17 protein-coding genes are annotated in these 17,902 nt (G+C 66.4%); 5 read left to right on the top strand and 12 right to left on the bottom strand.

Features of this window, described 5'->3' with window-relative positions:
* Positions 1 to 63 precede the first annotated feature (63 nt).
* Positions 64 to 1,905 carry a GMC family oxidoreductase gene (locus HH308_RS28880; protein ID WP_170197745.1) on the bottom strand — a complete coding sequence of 614 codons (1,842 nt, stop codon included), beginning with the start codon at positions 1,903 to 1,905 and terminating at the stop codon, positions 64 to 66.
* Between the two features lie 79 nt (positions 1,906 to 1,984).
* Between HH308_RS28880 and HH308_RS28875 the strand changes: the two genes are divergently transcribed.
* Both HH308_RS28875 and HH308_RS28870 read left to right on the top strand, forming a co-directional pair.
* Complete coding sequence (locus tag HH308_RS28875) at positions 1,985 to 3,277, top strand: Mur ligase family protein (protein WP_170197744.1); 1,293 nt, start codon at positions 1,985 to 1,987, stop codon at positions 3,275 to 3,277.
* Entirely contained in the window at positions 3,274 to 4,008 is a 735-nt protein-coding gene (locus HH308_RS28870; RefSeq protein ID WP_170197743.1) for a type 1 glutamine amidotransferase, read from the top strand. Before HH308_RS28875 ends, HH308_RS28870 begins: the two co-directional genes overlap by 4 nt.
* 568 nt (positions 4,009 to 4,576) lie before the next feature.
* On the opposite strand, the gene HH308_RS28865 is transcribed toward HH308_RS28870, so the two are convergent.
* Genes HH308_RS28865 through HH308_RS28845 form a run of 5 tightly spaced genes read right to left on the bottom strand, consistent with a single transcriptional unit; the run spans position 4,577 to position 8,066 of the window.
* Entirely contained in the window at positions 4,577 to 5,134 is a 558-nt protein-coding gene (locus tag HH308_RS28865) for a uridine kinase family protein (RefSeq protein WP_170197742.1), read from the bottom strand.
* Complete coding sequence (locus tag HH308_RS28860; RefSeq protein WP_312870889.1) at positions 5,131 to 6,684, bottom strand: alpha/beta fold hydrolase; 1,554 nt, start codon at positions 6,682 to 6,684, stop codon at positions 5,131 to 5,133. Before HH308_RS28860 ends, HH308_RS28865 begins: the two co-directional genes overlap by 4 nt.
* Positions 6,685 to 6,719: 35 nt before the next feature.
* Complete coding sequence (recR, locus tag HH308_RS28855) at positions 6,720 to 7,331, bottom strand: recombination mediator RecR (protein ID WP_170197740.1); 612 nt, start codon at positions 7,329 to 7,331, stop codon at positions 6,720 to 6,722.
* Positions 7,332 to 7,336: 5 nt separating this feature from the next.
* Positions 7,337 to 7,714: a YbaB/EbfC family nucleoid-associated protein gene (locus tag HH308_RS28850; RefSeq protein WP_170197739.1), complete on the bottom strand. Its 378-nt coding sequence runs from the start codon at positions 7,712 to 7,714 to the stop codon at positions 7,337 to 7,339.
* Between the two features lie 22 nt (positions 7,715 to 7,736).
* Positions 7,737 to 8,066 (bottom strand): hypothetical protein, encoded by a 330-nt coding sequence (locus HH308_RS28845; RefSeq protein ID WP_170197738.1) that lies wholly within the window; start codon positions 8,064 to 8,066, stop codon positions 7,737 to 7,739.
* A 53-nt stretch (positions 8,067 to 8,119) separates the two neighbouring features.
* Between HH308_RS28845 and HH308_RS28840 the strand changes: the two genes are divergently transcribed.
* Entirely contained in the window at positions 8,120 to 8,569 is a 450-nt protein-coding gene (locus HH308_RS28840; RefSeq protein WP_170197737.1) for a DUF5990 family protein, read from the top strand.
* Between the two features lie 329 nt (positions 8,570 to 8,898).
* On the opposite strand, the gene HH308_RS28835 is transcribed toward HH308_RS28840, so the two are convergent.
* The 4 genes from HH308_RS28835 to HH308_RS28820 are packed head-to-tail and all read right to left on the bottom strand — an operon-like array spanning position 8,899 to position 13,285.
* A complete protein-coding gene (locus HH308_RS28835) occupies positions 8,899 to 9,936 on the bottom strand; it encodes a pyridoxal phosphate-dependent aminotransferase (RefSeq protein ID WP_170197736.1) in 1,038 nt (345 codons plus the stop codon).
* Positions 9,933 to 10,949 (bottom strand): 3-oxoacyl-ACP synthase III family protein, encoded by a 1,017-nt coding sequence (locus tag HH308_RS28830; RefSeq protein WP_170197735.1) that lies wholly within the window; start codon positions 10,947 to 10,949, stop codon positions 9,933 to 9,935. The genes HH308_RS28835 and HH308_RS28830 overlap by 4 nt, the downstream gene beginning before the upstream one ends.
* Complete coding sequence (locus tag HH308_RS28825) at positions 10,946 to 11,611, bottom strand: SRPBCC family protein (RefSeq protein ID WP_170197734.1); 666 nt, start codon at positions 11,609 to 11,611, stop codon at positions 10,946 to 10,948. Before HH308_RS28825 ends, HH308_RS28830 begins: the two co-directional genes overlap by 4 nt.
* A gap of 12 nt (positions 11,612 to 11,623) precedes the next feature.
* Entirely contained in the window at positions 11,624 to 13,285 is a 1,662-nt protein-coding gene (locus HH308_RS28820; protein WP_170197733.1) for a thiamine pyrophosphate-binding protein, read from the bottom strand.
* Positions 13,286 to 13,397: 112 nt separating this feature from the next.
* Between HH308_RS28820 and HH308_RS28815 the strand changes: the two genes are divergently transcribed.
* A complete protein-coding gene (locus HH308_RS28815) occupies positions 13,398 to 14,825 on the top strand; it encodes a sensor histidine kinase (RefSeq protein ID WP_170197732.1) in 1,428 nt (475 codons plus the stop codon).
* Here the strand turns inward: HH308_RS28815 and HH308_RS28810 are convergent.
* The gene (locus HH308_RS28810; RefSeq protein WP_312870890.1) at positions 14,775 to 15,446 is read right to left on the bottom strand and encodes a response regulator transcription factor; all 672 of its coding nucleotides are present in this window, start codon (positions 15,444 to 15,446) and stop codon (positions 14,775 to 14,777) included. The two genes, HH308_RS28815 and HH308_RS28810, sit on opposite strands and share 51 nt — an antisense overlap.
* A gap of 73 nt (positions 15,447 to 15,519) precedes the next feature.
* On the opposite strand from HH308_RS28810, the gene HH308_RS28805 reads away from it, so the two are divergent.
* The gene (locus HH308_RS28805; protein WP_170197730.1) at positions 15,520 to 16,902 is read left to right on the top strand and encodes a cytochrome P450; all 1,383 of its coding nucleotides are present in this window, start codon (positions 15,520 to 15,522) and stop codon (positions 16,900 to 16,902) included.
* Between the two features lie 551 nt (positions 16,903 to 17,453).
* Here the strand turns inward: HH308_RS28805 and HH308_RS29620 are convergent.
* A partial coding sequence (locus HH308_RS29620) for a hypothetical protein (protein WP_211188972.1) occupies positions 17,454 to 17,902 on the bottom strand: 449 nt, incomplete at its 5' end.

Genomic DNA, 17,902 nt, shown 5'->3' with positions numbered 1-17,902 from the left:
AGAACCATGCGGGCAGCGAGAATTATGCAGGGAGCGAGGTCGTCGCATCGGCCAGGCCGGTCCCTATCGTCGATGCTCGGCGATGATCACGTCGCTCGCCTTTTCGCTGATCAGGTACACCGCCGACGCGATGAAGAAGCCCGGGATGTCCGGAAAGACCGACGCGTCGACGACGCGCAGTCCCGTCACGCCGCGGACCCGGAAGTCTCCGTCGAGCACGGCGTACGGATCGTCGTCGCGTCCGATCTTGGCCGTGCCACACGCATGATGGCCCCACGCGCGGGAACGAACGAAGTCCCGCAGTCCGCGACGATCGGAAACCCCTTGTCCAGGAAGGAGTTCGGCGACGGGTTTCGCCAACCGCAGGTGCCCGACGATGTCCCGCGCGATCTCGATGCCGTCCACCACGCCGTCGAGGTCGGCTTCGAATGCATCACCCTCGTCGAAGTATCGGAAGGCGATCTCGGGAACGTCGCGCGGATCCGCGGAGCTCAGCGTCACGGTGCCGGCGCGATTGTCGGTGTGCGCCTTCAGAATCAAGATCGACAGCCGATTGCGATGCGCCACAGCGTCTTTGGCGTATCCCGGATAGTAGCCGCGGAAGTCGATGGGCAGACTGAAGACGATGAGATCCGAATCATCCTGCGCCGCAGTCGACTTCGCGACGATCGCGGCCAACGTTCCATTCGTCGTGTACGGACCGTCGTGGGCGTCGCGCCACTCGGAGTACAGCGCATCGCCGTCGGCGGGATCGGCTGGAATATCCAGTGCCGCACCGTCGAAGATCGGATAGTCGGCGTCGAGTTCGGTGACGACCGCAACCTCGTAACGATCATGGAGGTTGCGCCCGACGCCGGGTGCGTCGACGACGACGTCGATGCCGAGTGCCGTCAACTCGTCGGCCGGCCCGATGCCCGACAGCTTCAGCAGCTGCGGTGTGTTGAACGTTCCGCCCGCGAGGATCACCTCGCGTCGAGCCCGAACCACCACCGGCGCCGACGACGGGCCGGCGTCCTGGGGCGCCGCCGCGTACAGCCGAGCCCCAGACAGGTATTCGACGCCGATCGCCCGCTCACCGTCGAACACCACGCGAGTGACCAACGCGTCGGTGCGCACCGACAGAAGGTCGGGCACCTGACTGCGCACGGATTGAATCCGTTCACGGCTGCCCACCCGCTGACCGTCGGCGACGGCCACCGGAATGAACGTCATCCCCGCAAAACCGACCGGAGTGTCTGCCGCGTTGGGATCACGCGGTAGCGAGATCTGCTCGTCGATGCCGAATCGATCGCGGGCGGTTTGTTCCATCGCCCCGATCACGTCAAGGAACCGCTCGTCTCGGCCGCCGACTTTCGGATCGGCGCGCGTCGTGCCCAGCCACCCGTGCAGACCGTGCCTCGCCTTCTCGTCGCGCGCGGCTTCGTCGTCGTCGGGCAGCGGTGCGGCGTCGACGCCGCGCCACGCTTCGAGTCGGGTGACGAGCCCGCGCATCGATTCCGCATTCCAAGAGTCGTCGCCGGTGAGCTCGGCAAGCCGATTCCAGTCGCCGGGGTGCGGATAGATGGTCACCATCGCCGAGATGGCAGTGCTGCCGCCCAACGTCGAGCCACGTGGATACCAGACTCCGCCGCGGTCCGGCACGTACTTCGGATCGGCGTGTGCAGACGCAGCGTCGTCGTAATGCCGGACAAAGAAGTCCCAGCGCATCGCCGCATCCTCGCTGGCATAGGCCTGCATGATCGGGATCGAGTAGTACAGGCAGGAATGCTCGTCGCCCGCTTCGAGCAGGAGTACGGAGAATCCGGCGAGCGCCAGATTCGCGGCAAGCGGTCCGCCGCCGGCGCCCGACCCCACCACGATGAAGTCGAAGATCTCCTCGGACGTCTGTACCCGCACCTGCGCCATACCCCAAACCTAACGGGTGCGGCGCAGGTCACGCCCCGTACTCGGCAACCCGGTCGCTCGGTGTGGAAAACTCGACACCATGCCCGACGCTTCTTCACGCTCCTCGAGACTGCCCGCGCGCACTCGCCTCGCCCTTGTCGCCGCAGCGGCGGCACGATGGGCGTCCCGGACGGCGGGCCGCGGCAAAGGCTCGATGATCGGCGGACTGGTCGCCGCCAAGATCGACCCGTCGATCATGTCGAGACTCGCCGCAGGCAAGCGCACCGCGATCATCACCGGAACCAACGGCAAGTCGACTACGACGCGGATGACCGCCGCCGCGCTCGGCGAACTCGGCCAGGTGATCACTCAGGCCGACGGCGCCAACATGGACGCCGGCATCATCGCCACCCTCACCCTCGACCAGTCCGCGCCCCTCGCAGCACTCGAGGTCGACGAACTGCACGTCCCGCACGTCTCCGACGCCGTGGACCCCGAAGTGCTGGTGCTGCTCAACCTGTCCCGCGACCAGCTCGACCGGGTCGGCGAGATCAACATGATCGAACGCCGACTCCGCGAGGGCATCGCTCGCCATCCCGACGCGATCGTCGTCGCCAACTGCGACGACGTGCTCGTCACCTCGGCGGCGTTCGACGCCCCGCGGGTGGTGTGGGTGGCCGCGGGCGCGAGCTGGGTCGGCGATTCGGTCAGCTGTCCCCGCACCGGCGAGCCGATCATCCGCTCGACCGCCGACTCCGGCGTCGACTGGCGTTCGACGGGCGAAGAGAAGTTCCGGCGGCCATCGCCCGATTGGTGGTTCGACGACGCAAACATCTACGGCCCGAACGGTTTCAGCGCGCCGCTGACGCTGTCGGTGCCGGGCCGCGCGAACCGCGGCAATGCTACCCAAGCAGTTGCCGCGGCGGTTTCCATGGGCGCCGATCCGGCGAAAGCCGTCGCGGCGGTCGGCACGGTCGGCGAGGTCGCCGGTCGATACGGCGTCACGACCGTCGGTGCGCACACGGTGCGCACCCTGCTCGCGAAGAATCCGGCCGGCTGGCAGGAGGCGCTGTCGATGATCGATCAGGATGCCGACGGCCTGGTCATCGCGGTGAACGGACAGGTTCCCGACGGCGAAGATCTGTCCTGGCTGTGGGATGTACGTTTCGAAGCCTTCGAGACCATGCAGGTCGTCGCGTCCGGCGAACGCGCCGCGGACCTCGGAGTCCGGCTGCTCTACGCGGGCGCCGAACACACCACGATCGCCGACCCGTTGACCGCCATCGCATCCTGCCCACCCGGCCGGGTGGAGGTACTGGCCAACTACACCGCCTTCCGCGATCTCGGTATCGCATTGGAGCGGGCCGCGAAAGAGCAAGGGGCACAGGGATGAGCGATCAGAAGTCCACCGAGTCGACGCTGCGGATCGGACTGGTTCTGCCCGACGTCATGGGCACCTACGGCGACGGCGGCAACGCGTTGATCCTGCGCCAGCGCGCCCGGATGCGCGGCATCGACGCCGAGATCGTCAACATCACCCTCGACGACGCCGTGCCGGAGACACTCGATGTCTACACGCTGGGTGGCGCAGAAGACTTCGCACAGCGCCTGGCCACTCGCCATCTCACCCGGTATCCGGGACTGCAGCGTGCAGCCGAGGCGGGACGCCCGGTCCTCGCGATCTGCGCGGCAATTCAGGTTCTCGGCCACTGGTATGAGACGTCGGCGGGCGAACGCGTCGAGGGCATCTCGATGCTCGACGTCACCACCTCGCCGCAGGATTCGCGCAGCATCGGCGAATTGGTGACCGCTCCCACGCTCGACGGGCTGACCGCGCCCCTGTCGGGTTTCGAAAACCACCGCGGTGGAACGACTTTGGGGCCGGCCGCGAAGCCCTTCGGCAGAGTGCGCCACGGTGTCGGCAACGGTGTCGGCGACGGAACCGAAGGGGCGGTGCAGGGTTCAGTGATCGGCACCTACATGCACGGTCCGGCGCTGGCCCGCAATCCCGAGCTCGCCGACTACCTGCTCACCCGGGCGCTGGGCGTCGACGAGCTCGCGCCACTCGACCTTCCGGAGGTCGACCGGTTGCGCAAAGAGCGGTTGGCGGCCGGTCGTCGGTGATTCCAGTGGAGTGTCGCCTTTAAGAGTTGTATGACCGTTGCGTTCCTCTGCCGGTTGAGCCTGGTTTCACCGGCCGAAGCGTCCCTCTGCTGGTTGAGCCGGACGAGCGCCGTGCTGAGCGAGGCGCTAGCCGAGTCGAAGTAGCGCTAGCCGAGTTCGTGTCGAAACCTCTCAGCCACAACGACTTTCGACGGTCCGCGCCAATTCCGGCGATGACACCCGGCAAGCCTCGATATTCGATACCATCACAGTTCGACAAGTGCGCCACCATCAAATGCATTGTGGTACAGAGGTTTCGACACGCTCGTCGCTAGCGCTCCTCGCGGCTCAACCAGCAGATGCAGTGCCCGGACCGGTGAAACCAGGCTCAACCAGCGGATAGGGCCCGTCGTCGGTGGATCCAGGTTGAGCGAGCGGAGCGAGTCGAAACCCCGCCGGCCGGGCAATAACGAAACCCGCAGCGCCACAATGGTTTCGACTCGGCTTCGCCTCGCTCAACCAGCAGGATGCGCGCAGACTATCAATACCATTAGCCGCGACACACCACCAGGTCGGTCCGTCGGCGGTGTCAGGCCACCACTCGGCAACGCGCCCGGGTCCCGTCGACCGCGAACCAGCCGTCCTCGAATGCCTGCCAGCGGGCGAGATTCGAGCGATCGGACTCCCCATCGCGCGCCACCGACCGCTCCAAGCGGTCGACGCGCGACGGGCCGTCGAGCCACAACGCCGTAGCCAGCCGGTCGGCCATCTGACGCCGGGCCGACGAAACGCCTTCGACGATCAACAGGGGTTGCCAACGGATCCACACGAGCTGCCCTGGTTCGGCGACGCCGTCGTGCCACTGGCGGGGGCGATACTCGATGTCGCGGCCACGTGAAAAAGGATGCAGCACATCGTGTTCCAGCTCCGGCCACCAAGCGACCGGGTCGGTCCAGGTGGCGAAGTCGTCGGTGCGGATCAGGATCGACCGGACACCGCGCTCCTCGAGACCGGCGACCAGGGCGTCGGCGAAGGTCGACTTGCCACTGCCCGACGGCCCGTCGATCGCGATGATCCCGGTAACGGTGACCGACTCGAGCAGATCGGCGACCACGCGGTGTACCTGCGGAGGCGTCGCCCTCGTCATTGCCCCCGCCCGACATACGAATTCCACTGTGACCCATCCAAATTCAGGACGATCGGCGCCTCGGGGGCGGTCGCTGTCGGCACCCGCCCGGAGCGCAGGTAGGCGACGACGGCCGCGTCCACGGTCGGGTTCAGCCGGCCCAGCTGAACATGATCCCCGCCGCCGACGGTCACCAGTTGACTACGCATCACGCGCGCCATCACCAAACTCTGGGGGTACGGCGTCTGCGGGTCGCCAAGACTCTGCAATTGCATTGGCGCCGAACGCAATCCAACGTTGCGTATCGTCACGGGGCGGACCACGGGCGCTGCTCCGGCACAGGCCACACCTGAGCTGAAAGCCAGTCCCGGGCCGTCGAACACGTCTCGGGACACCAGCGTCGTATAGATGATCGCCGGCAGATCGAGTGGTTGAGCGGGCACGCGATTCTCGTTGCACATGAGGATCGACTGGAGGTCGGTCGCGTTCGCCAGGCGCGCGGCCACCGACGGCGGCAGACTCCGCGGCCCGACCAACGTCCCCGCGGTACGCGCGGCGACCGTCGGCCAGATGTTGCGTGACGGCACCGCCAAGCGAGTCAGCAACAACAGCGCCGATTGGTCCTGCGAGCGCCCGGTCGCCAGCGACCACACGAAGTTCTCGAACTTCACCCGAGCGGGACCGAGGCGATCGACCCCGGAAAGGTATTGCTGCGCAACAATTTTCAGTCCGGGTGGCACATCGCCGACTGCGGCCGGCGGAGGTCCCACCGACGGCGGAACACCCGCTTCGGCGGTGACGCGGGCACTCCAGCGGCGATAGACCTGCAAGGCGGTGGTACCGAGGTGATAGCGGTGGTCGTTCGCGGCGATCCACGACATCATGTCGGCGAAACGCTCGCGGTAGTGCGGCGCCTGCACCTGCAGCGCCCCGTTCCAGATCAGATTCGGATCGACGGCGGAGTCGAGAATCAGCCGATCCACCCGGCCCGGGAACAGTGATGCGTACGTCGCCATCAAGAAGGCACCGTAGGACGCGCCGTACAAGCTCACCGTCGAGTAGCCCAGTGCCGAGCGCACGCGGTCGGTGTCGCGCGCGGTGTTCTCGGTGGTGATCGTCGTCGGGTAGCCCGGCGCGAATCGTTCGCAACCCGCGCGGAAACGCGCACCGTAATCGACGATGCTGCTCAGCCCCGCGTCGCCGATCGACGCGCACTTCAGCGGCGTCGATGAGATCAGCCCGCGCGGCTGAACGGCGATGAGGTCCCACTCATCGCGGATCGCCTTCGGCAGACGCATGGTGAACATTCCGACGGCATCGAGTCCCGGTCCGCCCGGATTGCCGAAGAGCGCTCCCCGACGATGCGCGGGGTCGCGGGCCGACATCTTGCTGACGGTGATCGGAATCGTCGGGCCGTTAGGATCGGCGTAGTCGCGCGGCACCCGCACGGTTGCACATACCGCGCCGGTCGCGGAATGGATTGCCGGACAAGGGCCCCACACTATCGGCTGGGCTTGCGCGGTCGCCGGCCGTAGCACCGGCCCGATCGCCGACACGGCCGCGAGCGTCACCACCCCGACTCTGAGCAGACGCCGTATCTCCACGACTACGCCAGCACGCGCCGTCCAGACAACGCCCGGCCGAGCGTCAGCTCGTCGGCGAACTCCAGATCACCGCCCATCGGCAGTCCCGATGCCAGTCGCGTCACCGACAGTCCGGGAAAGTCTTTGAGCATGCGCAGCAAATATGTGGCGGTCGCTTCCCCTTCGGTGTTCGGATCGGTCGCCACGATCACCTCCGTGACGTCGACACCGTCGGGCTGATTCGCCAAGCGGCGCAACAGTTCTCGAATTCGAAGTTGGTCGGGTCCGATGCCGGAGAGCGGGTCGAGCGCGCCACCGAGGACGTGGTAGCGCCCGTTGAACTCCTTGGTCCGCTCAATCGCGTGTACGTCTTTGGGTTCTTCGACGACGCAGATCTTCGTCGCGTCCCGCCGGGCGTCGGAGCAGATCCGGCACAGCCGGTCGGCCGACACATTGCCGCATTCGGCGCAGAATGTGACGTTGTCGCGGACCTGTCCCAACGCGGCGACCAGCCGATCGATCTGCGAGTTGTCTCCGGCGAGCAGCGAGAACGCGATCCGCTGGGCACCCTTGGGACCGAGACCCGGCTGCTTGGCCAGCTCATCGATCAAGTCTTGAATCGGTCCCTCGTACATGGTCGTTATCCGAGTCCCGGCAGACCGCCGCCGAGTCCGCCCAGGCCGCCGGCGAGCGGACCCATCTTGTCCTGCGCTAATTCTTCACGCTTGTTCGCGAGATCGGCGAGGGCGCCCAGCACCAGGTCCTGCAGCGTCTCGACGTCGTCGGGGTCGACGACCTTGGGATCGATGCTGATCGCGGTGATGTCACCGGCGCCCGTCCCGGTCACGGTGACCAGTCCGTTGCCCGCGGTGCCCGACACCTCGGCAGCGGTGATCTCGTTCTGCGCGGCCAGCAGCTGCGCCTGCATCTGTTGTGCCTGCGCGAGCAGTCCTGCCATCGGGTTGTCTCCGCCGGCACCGCCGCCGAACAGGGCCGAAGGATCAAATGGTTGATTCACAAGGTTCAGGATAGTGGTGGTGCTACCGGATGAGCCGATCGACATGCGCGGCGAGGTCGTCGACAGTCGAGCCGTCACCCGCGATCACCTCGAACGACAGCACATCGTCGTCGAACAACGCCGCCGCCCGCCTGGTCAGCGCGAATTCGAAGCGGTCGCCGACCCGGCGCCACTGAGTGATCCCGCCGTAGATCGGCGCGCTGGCGCCGGTGGTCACGCAATATTCGTCGGGGCGGGCACCGCCGGGCAGATCACGCTGGATCTGGAAGCAGCCGTCGGATTCTTCGTCGAGGAAGACGAGAGCTTCGCAACCCAGATCGGGATGGTGTTCATACGTTACGCGGATAGCCACAACCAACGAGACTAACGTGGGCAACAGATCGCTAACCGTCCCCGGAGGCCGCCGTGCAGATCACGATCATCGGTACTGACCTGCCCGGCCGAGACTGCCCGGCCAGCCGCAACTTTCCGGGCTACACCAACATCCACGTCGGCGTACAACGCCGCGGCCACCCCGACGAGCTCCTGGGCCTGCAACCGGCCGACGCGGCATCGACCACCTGGACTCTCGACTGCAAGGTCACCGGCACCGACATCGCCGACCTCCTCGGCCCCCACATCCAGGGCCCGCCCGGCGGCCGCTTCATCTATCTGAACTGGGGCAGCGTCGAAGCCGACGGCTCGTTCGACGGGTTTCGCCGCGCCAAGGTCATGCTGTGCGACATCCCGCCCGCCGTATTCGCCGAGGCGTTGAACACTCACCGGCTCACCGCGACACTGGGCCTCACCGACGCCGCGGGCCAACCGCTGTGCGCCCGAGTGAAGCCCGAACGGATCAGCTGGTCTGCGGGCTAGCTCGTATCCGCGGGTTGAGCCTGGTTTCACCGGTCGGGGCACTCCATCTGCTGGTTGAGCCGCGAGGAGCGCTAGCGACGAGCGTGTCGAAACCACAGTGACGCAACAGATTTCGCGCACCGAAAGGAAACCCGAAGCACCGAGTGTCGCGATGCGCGAAAGACCTCGCTGCATTGAGTTCTTCGTCTCACCAACCCCTCGTTACACCGAAGCTCGTTCCTCGCTTCGGCACTCGGGGAGCGAGAAAGTCACCTCGGCTCGGGGATCGGGAAAGTCACCTCGGCACTCAGGAAGCGGGGATGTCCCCCGGCAGTCGCACAGCCGGAACGTCACGCCGTGAGAGCGGCGACTCGCAGTGCATCCACTACGTAGTCGGTCGACGCTCGGTCGCCGACGGTGATCCGCACGCCGTGCGTGCCGCATTGTTTGACGACGACCCCGCAACCGGCCAGAACACGACCGATGTCGGTGCCCGCCGCTCCGGGCAGGAAGAGGAAGTTTCCCTCACTCGGCAGCGTGGCCACGCCGATCGAAGCCAGTCGGGCGGCCAGCCGATCTCGCTCAGCACGCATCGCCGCGACGCGGTGGCGCAGATCGAGTTGCGACGACAACGCGACCGGGACCGCGGCCGACGCAGCGGAGCCGACGGCGAACGGAACCTCGAAGTCGGCGACGCGGGCCACGAGGTCGGGGGCGCCGAGCCCGTACCCCACCCGCAGGCCGGCCAGTCCGTACGCCTTCGAGAAGGTGCGCAGTACCAACACCCGCTCGTGGCGACCGATGAGCCGGTACAGGTCCGGCGGCCGCTGCGAGAACTCGACATATGCCTCGTCGAGCACGACCGTCACTCGGTCCGGCAACGCCTCGATGAACTCATGCAGCAACGTCTCGTCGACCACCGCGCCGGTCGGGTTGTGCGGCGAGCAGACGACGACTGCGACCGTACTCGGGCCGACGGCGTCGAACAACGCTGTCAGGTCGACCGAACCGTTCGGAGTCAGACGCACACCGTCGAGCCGGAGCCCGACCATCCGGGCGAGGATCGGGTAGCCGTCGAACGTCGGCAACGCGGTGACCATCGACGGATGCGCGATCCGACCGGCGTCGCGTCGGCACGACTGCAGCGCGGCGAGCGCGACGCCGGTCGCGCCGGCACCGACGGTGACCTGCGAGCGCGCCACACCGTGATGTTCGGCGATCACCGCCCGAGTCTGGTCGGGCCGGAACTCCGGATAACGATGCGCCTGCGCCGCCTGTGCGCGCAGCACCGCCGAGATCGCCGGAAGCGGTTGGTAGGCAAGCTCATTGAGATCCAGGTTCAAGTGAGCCGGCTCGCGCTGACCGATCGCACGCAGCCCCGTTGTCATCGCCGCCCACCCCACCGAATCATGGCGGCACCGGCGAAGTCACCCGCGTGTGCGAACGCGGACATCATGACGGTGTCGCCCGGGACGATCCGGCCGTCGTCGACGGCGGTGTCGAGGGTGAGCGGAATGGCGACGGCGAAGAGGTTTCCGCACTCGTCGAAGGTGTCCGGATGCCGCTGCGGCGGAAGTTCCAGCGCCTCACGCCAATTGCGCAAGAAGATGCGGTTGGGCTGGTTGGTGATCAGCCAGTCGATCTCCGTCGGCGCGATGCCAACTGAATCGGCGACCTCCATGGCGACCTCGGGGACCATCCGATTGCCGCGAGCGAGCACCTTCGCGATCCGCGCCTCGGTGAAACCGATGTGCAGTTGCCCGGGACCGGCCTCCCAGTACTTGCGACTCGGCTTCGCGACAGCCACCATGTCACCCGCGAACTGCCCGAACGAATGACATACGACGTTGAGGATCGGCGACGCCGACACGTCGTCGAGACCGATTATTGCGACGGCTGCTCCGTCGCCCGGGATAGGGGCCTGCGCGCTGCCCCGGACCTGTTCCTGGGTGAAGATCTGCGACGCGCTGTTCTGCGCGAGCGCCAGCAACGCCCGGCCGCCGCCCGCCCCACGCAGCAGCGCACCGGCCAGGTCGAGCATGTGGGCGACGGCCGCGCATCCCCCGTTGTGGACGTCGAGCACCGTCGTCGGGCGTAGCCCCAACCGGTGCGCGAGTTCGCCGCCGCAACCGTGGACCGGCACCTCGGGGAGCTGGCTGTGCGTGAGGACCACGCTGACGTCGTCCAAATAGTCCTCACCGTGGCGGGCGGTCAACACGCGCGCGGCCGAGACCATCATGTCCGCCGACGTCTCGTCGTCCGCAGCGTGATGCCGGAACTCTGGCGCGGCGAACATGACATTGCCCGCCAGCTTGTCGTTGTCCGCGAACTGCGCGAAATAACTCGCCGGAACTCGCTTTTCGGGAAGGTAACGCGCAACGTCGTAGAGGTAGGTAGTCATGATCGCATCCAATCGGGAGTGAGGGGCAGTCCGTTCGCGTGCCGGTACTCGGCGATCGCGGTGAGGTTGGCGAGTTCGAGTCGGTGTCCGGCGGAGAACATCTCCCAGAAGTCGCCCACCCACACCGGACGCTCCGGCGGCGCGGTATCCGGGTACGGGTTCTCGTCGTAGAAGGGATGTCGGCAGTTGTTCCACAACACCACCGATCCCGGCTTGTCGAGCACCACCTGGGCGTCGACGACGCGCATCAGGTAGATCATCCACAGATGCCGACCCTGGTCCCAGGCACAGTGATAGTCGACGGTCATCGCGTGCGGGTTGACGATGGTTCGGGTGTAGATGTCGGTCGAGTCGCCCAAGCGATCCTGTGCGATCCACAATCCTGGCTCGTCAGTCTCGCGGAAGCCGCGCAGACTGTACGTCCACTCCTCCAGCGAGCGGGTGTTCGACAACCAGTTGTAGAGGTCGCGCGGTGGCGCATCGACATAGCCCTGGACTGGGCAGAAGTCGCCGAACACCTGATCGTGCGGGTATACCGACCGCAACATGTCGACGATGATCGGCGTCGCGACGTCGCGCGGATGGGTTTCGATGCGGGTCAGCCCGGGCAGGTCGCGGGCGCGCGCCCCGAGGTCGTTGAGGGCGGGTAGAGCTATGGTCATGATTGTCCTTTCTCAGATGAACGGGGCGAAGGGCGGAATCTCGTCGCAATGGCAGTCCACGACAACACACTTGGGTCCTCGATCGGCGAAAGCCGTTGCCGCGGCGTCGGATAGCTCCTCGGCCGTCGTCGGATGGAATACCGGGAGGTCGCCGAACATCGCGGCGAGGCCCGCGGCGATGTCGGTCGGTCTGAAGCGATTCACACTGGGGTGCGCCGGGAAGTACAGCCCCTCCCGGGTCACACACATGCCGTGCGCGTTGTTGTTGAGCACGATCAGCGTCACCGCCGCGTCGTACTGCACCGCAGTGTGAATCTCCATGCCGTGCATGAAGAACGCGCCGTCGCCGGCGATCACGACCGTGCGCGTACCCGGCTGAGACGTCCCGTCGGCAATCGCGACGCCGATGCCGGCCGCGATGGCGTATCCCATCCCGCCCATGCCGAGCGCCACGGTGACCCGCTGCCCCGACGTCGGGCGAAGATAGTGCAGCGCGGCCGCCCCGGCATTGCCGGCATCGACGAATACCTTTGCGGTATCGGGCAATTCAGCGTCGATAGTTTCGACGATCTGCCGCAGCGTCAGCATGTCGGAGCCGTCGACGGGCGGCGGCACGAGGTAGTCACGGTCAGGCGTGGACCGAACTTCTACGGCGAGACGGTGCGCTCGCAAGCGGTCATCGATCACCGCGAGTGCCGCCGGCAGATCGTCGACGATCACCTCGGCGCACTGGGGGTAGCGCGGCGACTGCGAGCCGAGGTAGACCACCTCCGACGCGGCGAGAGCGTCGTCGAGTCCGGCGCGATCGGTGAGGGTCATCCGGCACCCGATGGCCAGGCACGTGTCGGCCGCGGTGATCGCCCGCTGTGCACCGGGGTGGCCCATCACCCCGGTGACGCCGGCACTGTGTGCGGCCTCGATCGTGTCGATTCCCTCCGGAGAGGTGACGACGACGGCACCCAACCGGTTCGCGATCCGCTCGACGATCGGTCCGACCCGGCGACGCGACGCCTCCCCGCCCAGCCAGATACAGATCCGGCCGCCCCGAATGCGCTCTGCCGCAAGCTGATCGGCGAGTCGGTCCAGCTCGGGCGTCGCCGCGACCACCGGAGCCGACGTCGGTCGCGGCACTGGTCCGAACGACTCGGGAACCTCCTGTGCCTGAACATCTTTCGGCACGACGATCGCGGCCGGAAGTCCGTGATCGAGGGTGGCGAAGGCGTTCTTGATCGCCAGTTCCCCGGCGTCGGGGCGGTCGAGGACCGTGCAGTAACCGGTCAGTCCGGACAGCGCTCGCATCAGATCGATCGTGTCGGGCGGTGAGAGCATGTCCTGAAATCCGCCGCGCCCGGTGACCGCACGCGGCGGGCTGCCGATCAGTGCGAGCACCGGAACCCGGCTGTCGTAGGATTCCGCCAGTGCCGCAAGCACATTCACGGCCGCTCCACCTGACGTCGTCATCACCAACGACGGCGCGCCGGTCACCCGCGCCAGCCCATCGGCCATCGCGCCCGCAGCGAACTCATGCTTGGCGACGACGGTGAACGTCCCGACGTCGGCGGCCGCCGCGTACAGGTCTTCGACGTTCGCACCGTGGACGCCGAAGGCCGTCCGCATTCCACGATCGCGGCACTGCCGCAGGATTCGGTGGGCGAGAGTCTGGGTGGAGGGCATGTCGGCAACGCTGCGCCACGCCCGCTGAAAACTGGCTGAAATCGCACCCCTGGCCCATCTATCGGTCCAGTCATACGATGAAATTCCTTCAGTTCCAACCGATGGTGGCACCATGACGCGAAAGCAGAGTCGTCGACGCCGATTAGGCGTGCGGGCGCGGTCAACCCTGATCGCCACCCTCGCCGCGGCGCTTGCGTTCGTACTCGGCGGCGTGGTGATGCTGATGATGTTGCACAAGGCCAACAACGACCTGATGTATCGCGCGGCGTCGGCCCGAACCGAGCAGATCGCGCACACGATCACCCAGGACGGACTGGCCGGGCTCGGCGTCGGCGATCTGGATCCGGGCGGTGACGTCGACGTGGTTCAGGTCATCGATCAGCGGGGCGCCGTGGTCGCCGCGACGGCGGGCGCGCCATCGACGCCGATGGTCGATGGAGCCACGCCTCCGGGCGACTACCGCTACACCGACGACGCCACCTTCGCCGGCCGACCCGAAAAGTATTGCGCGGCAACGCTCGGAGCCGAGCACGACGAGCACTACTACACCGTGATCGCCGCGGTCCGCGCCGGCGGCATCCGGCACAGCGAACTGACCACCGCGGTCATCCTGGCGATCGAGCTGCCGATCATCATCGCGTTCGCGGCCTGGGCCGTCTACCTGCTGGTCGGCCGTTCGCTGCGGCCGGTGTCCCGTATCAGCCGCCAGGCCAGGGAGATCACAGCATCCGCCCTCGAGCAGCGCGTCCCAGTTCCCGATGCCAAGGACGAAATCCACACTCTCGCAACCACGATGAACGACATGCTGGAACGATTGGAGAGCAGCCGCGAGGCTCAGATGCGGTTCGTCGGTGACGCGTCACATGAGTTGCGCAGTCCGCTCACGACGCTGGTTGGGCTGCTGGATCTCGCCGACGACACCGATTCCGCCGTCGACATCGCGACGGTCCGGACATTCCTCCTCCCCGAGGCGTCCCGGATGCAACGCATGGTCGACGACCTGCTGCTCCTCGCGCGCGCCGACGAAGACGGTCTGCGCCTATGCCACAAGCCCATTGACCTCGACGACCTGGTATTCGCCGAGTCCGCGCGGGTCCGCGCGCTCGGCACCGCACGGGTCCGCACACAAGTCGTTCCACTGCGCGTACAGGGCGATCCGGACATGATCGCGCGGGCGTTGCGCAACCTCACCGACAACGCCGTGCGCCACGCGACGTCCACGGTGTGGTTGACCATGCGCGCCGAGCACGACGTCGCCGTCGTCGTGGTCAGCGACGACGGACCCGGCATCGGCGCCGAGCAGTCGCAGCGCATCTTCGAACGATTCGCCCGCCTGGACACCGATCGTCGGACCGCCTCGGGCGCGGGACTCGGACTGGCCATCGTGAGCGAGATCGCTCGCGCCCACCACGGGCACGTGCGCCTCATCGAGAGTCGATTCGGCGGAGCCAGCATGGAATTCACACTGCCGATGACCCCCGGCGAATCCTCAGTCGTCGCGGAGGCGGTAACCACCGCCGCGAACGGTCTCGATCGATGACATCCCGAAAGGAGCGTCGATGCGCTTGCGCAGGTAACGGATATACACCTCGACGATGTTCTCGTCACCCTCGTAATTCTCATCCCAAATCGATTGGAGGATAACGTGTTTAGGGATCAACTCACCTTTGTTCCGCATCAGGAACTCAAGGATCGAGTACTCCCGCGGCGTCAGTGAGATCACTTCGTCGCCCCGCGCCACCCGACGTTCGGCCGGATCGACGGTCAGGTTACCCGCGGACATGACGGCCGGCCGCTCGCGACGGCCCCGCCGCATCACCGCGCGCAGGTGCGCCTTGAGCACCACCGCCGAAAACGGTTTGAGCACATAGTCGTCGGCTCCGAAGTCCAGTGCCTCGGCCTGGTCGTACTCGCCGTCCTTGGCCGAGAGCATGACCACCGGAACCCACACTTTCCGGCGACGCAGTTCCCGCACCACCTGGTAGCCGTTGAGTCCGGGCAGCATGATGTCGAGCACCACGACGTCGAAATCCTCATCGGTTGCCCGCCGAAGCCCCTCGACACCGTCGAATTCGGTCACGACGTTCCAGCCGTCGCTACTGAGTACCCGCCGGATCGTCTCGGCGACTCCCGGGTCGTCGTCCACCACAAGAACACGCACGCCTGTCCTCTTCCTCATCGACTTTCCACATCGACCACCGTCGTCGGACGGCACACCCTTCGAAAGGACGCCCATGCGTTACCGAAACCTCAGTCGGCCCAACCCGACATCGAGCCTACGCCCGGTCACCGGCCCACGGACGCTCCCGCTGCGGTCGACTCTGCAACTCCTCGACGACCCCGCATCGGTCGCGCAGTCGCTTCGCCGCGACGTCGGAGACATCGCGTTCACCACTGCACTCGGCCGACCGATCGTCGTCGCGCAGGGGCCCGAGGCCGCTGCCGAACTGCTCGCCGATGCCGATCGCGCGTTCGCCAACCACCCGGTCTACAGTTTTGCGCTCGGCAGTCTCTTCGAACGTGGGCTGTTGCTGATGGACGCGAAAGAGCACCACCATGCCCGACGAATCATGCACGCCGCCTTCACCCGCGATCGGCTCGCCGGGTATTGCCGGCGGCTGCACCCGTTGGTCGAAGACTGGGTCGATCACCTGCCCGCGGGTGAGGTCGACATGCGCGCTCAACTCAAGGCGCTCGCGTTACGAATTGCGCTGGACGTCTTCGTCGGCGAGCAGCTCACCTCCAGCGAGACCGAACGGATGAGTCGGGAATTCGACGATCTGATCCGGGCCGGCGGCGCGATGGTTCGATTGCGGATCCCCGGGACCGTCTGGGGTCGGGCGCACCGGGCCAAGCTCTCCGTCGACTCGTTCTTCGAAAGCCTTGTGCCGCAACGCCGCCGATCGCCCGGTCCCGATCTGATGTCGGCCCTGTGTCAAGCCGAAGGACCCGACGGGACGCGCCTGACCGATTCGGAAGTGGTCGATCAGATGCGATTCATGCTCTTCGCCGCACACGACACCGCCACCATCGCGATGAGCGCCATGACTTATCAGCTGGGTCGTGATCGGCTCTGGCGCGACCGGATCCGCGACGAAGCCCGCACCGCGTCGGCGTACCCGTCGTTGAGCGAGCTGACGGCACAACCGACGATGGAAGCAGTTTTCAAGGAGGCCATCCGATTGCGGCCGCCGGTGCCGATCATCCCCCGCGCCGCGACGAAAGACACCTCGCTGGCGGGTTATCACATTCCGGCGGGAACGTTCGTCGTGGCGTTGATCGGGAGCAACCATCGACTGCCCGACGTGTGGCCCGCCCCCGACACCTTCGACCCCACTCGGTTCATCGACTGCGACGCGCAGCGGCATCGACTGGCGTGGATGCCGTTCGGCGGCGGCGTCCACAAGTGCATCGGCATGCACTTCGCCTACATGGAGTCGTCGACGGTGATCCACCATCTCGCGCGGTCGGTGGACTGGACGGTCGACTCCGACGACTACGAACGCTCAGATCGCGCGTTGACCGCCAATGTCGGTTTCACCGCCCGGATCACGCCATTGAGTCGGTGCGCGCCGGCTGTTCCACAGCCCGGCGAGACGTCACCTTCGGCGAGGTGAATCCACCCGAGGAATCAGAAGGCAAGGGACTCAGAACAAGTCCGAGAACCACCAGCGCGGACGCGGTGGCCAATGACGGCGTGCCGCAACGGTATGTCGCTGCTGCGCCGTTCGACGCCGTCGGGGACCGAGTACCAACGGTTGCGGCATGACCGCCTCCTCAAGTCAGCATCGTACGGGTGCATAAGTTCCCGTATTCGCGTTCGCGACGCCGGCCGGCGCCACTGTGAACACTAATATGCCCTCTGACCTGTGAGAACAGTCGTCAGTTGAACGGTCGACCAATTGTCCGTGCGCGGCTGGCGGACACCATCGGGTGCGCGGCATCCGCCTTCCGGAGCGTCGCCGTCGGCGAACCGCGGCTTCTACCTGGATCCACCGATGGCCCCCGCTCCGCTGCTTGAGCCCTAGGTTGAGCCGAGGTTAAGCCGGGATTCACCGTCGGCAGGCTCCTCCGCTGGTTGAGCCGTGAGGAGCGTTAGCGACGAGCGCGTCGAAACCGTGGTGAGACAACAGATTTCGGTGAGTCGTGGCTGACTAGGACTGAAGCATCAGCGCAATCGTCGAATGCACCTGTTGGGTGCCTGGCTGGAGATGATCACCACGATCACAGCGTGAGATGAGCGGTCGCACGAAACCTGTTGTGTCACCGTGGTTTCGACGCTTCTATGTTGTTTGTCAAGTGTGGGGTTTGGTTGTGCGGTGAGGTAGACATCGGAGTGGTCGGCAAACATACCCACCGACCGCACACCGGCGTGTGCGCTTGCTCGCAGGGGTCCGGTCTTGACACCGGCGGCCGGCTCGGGGCAGATCAATGGCAGGGGGATCGCCGGTGCGAGGTGTGAGGGCCGGTGAAGGTTCACGCCTGCCGCCATCGGCGCGTGCTGCGCGCCGATGGTGGTGGCGGTTCGATGTGTGGTTGTGGATTGTGTTGTGGTGGTGGCTCTTTCAGCTTGTGGCTGGTGATTGAGGTTATGCGGCTGCGGGCGCTGTGGTGGTG

It is taken from the genome of Gordonia asplenii (genome assembly GCF_012933505.1).
GTDB lineage: Bacteria > Actinomycetota > Actinomycetes > Mycobacteriales > Mycobacteriaceae > Gordonia > Gordonia asplenii.
Note: the sequence above shows the minus strand (reverse complement) of the source record. Positions and strands in the feature narration are given on the sequence as shown.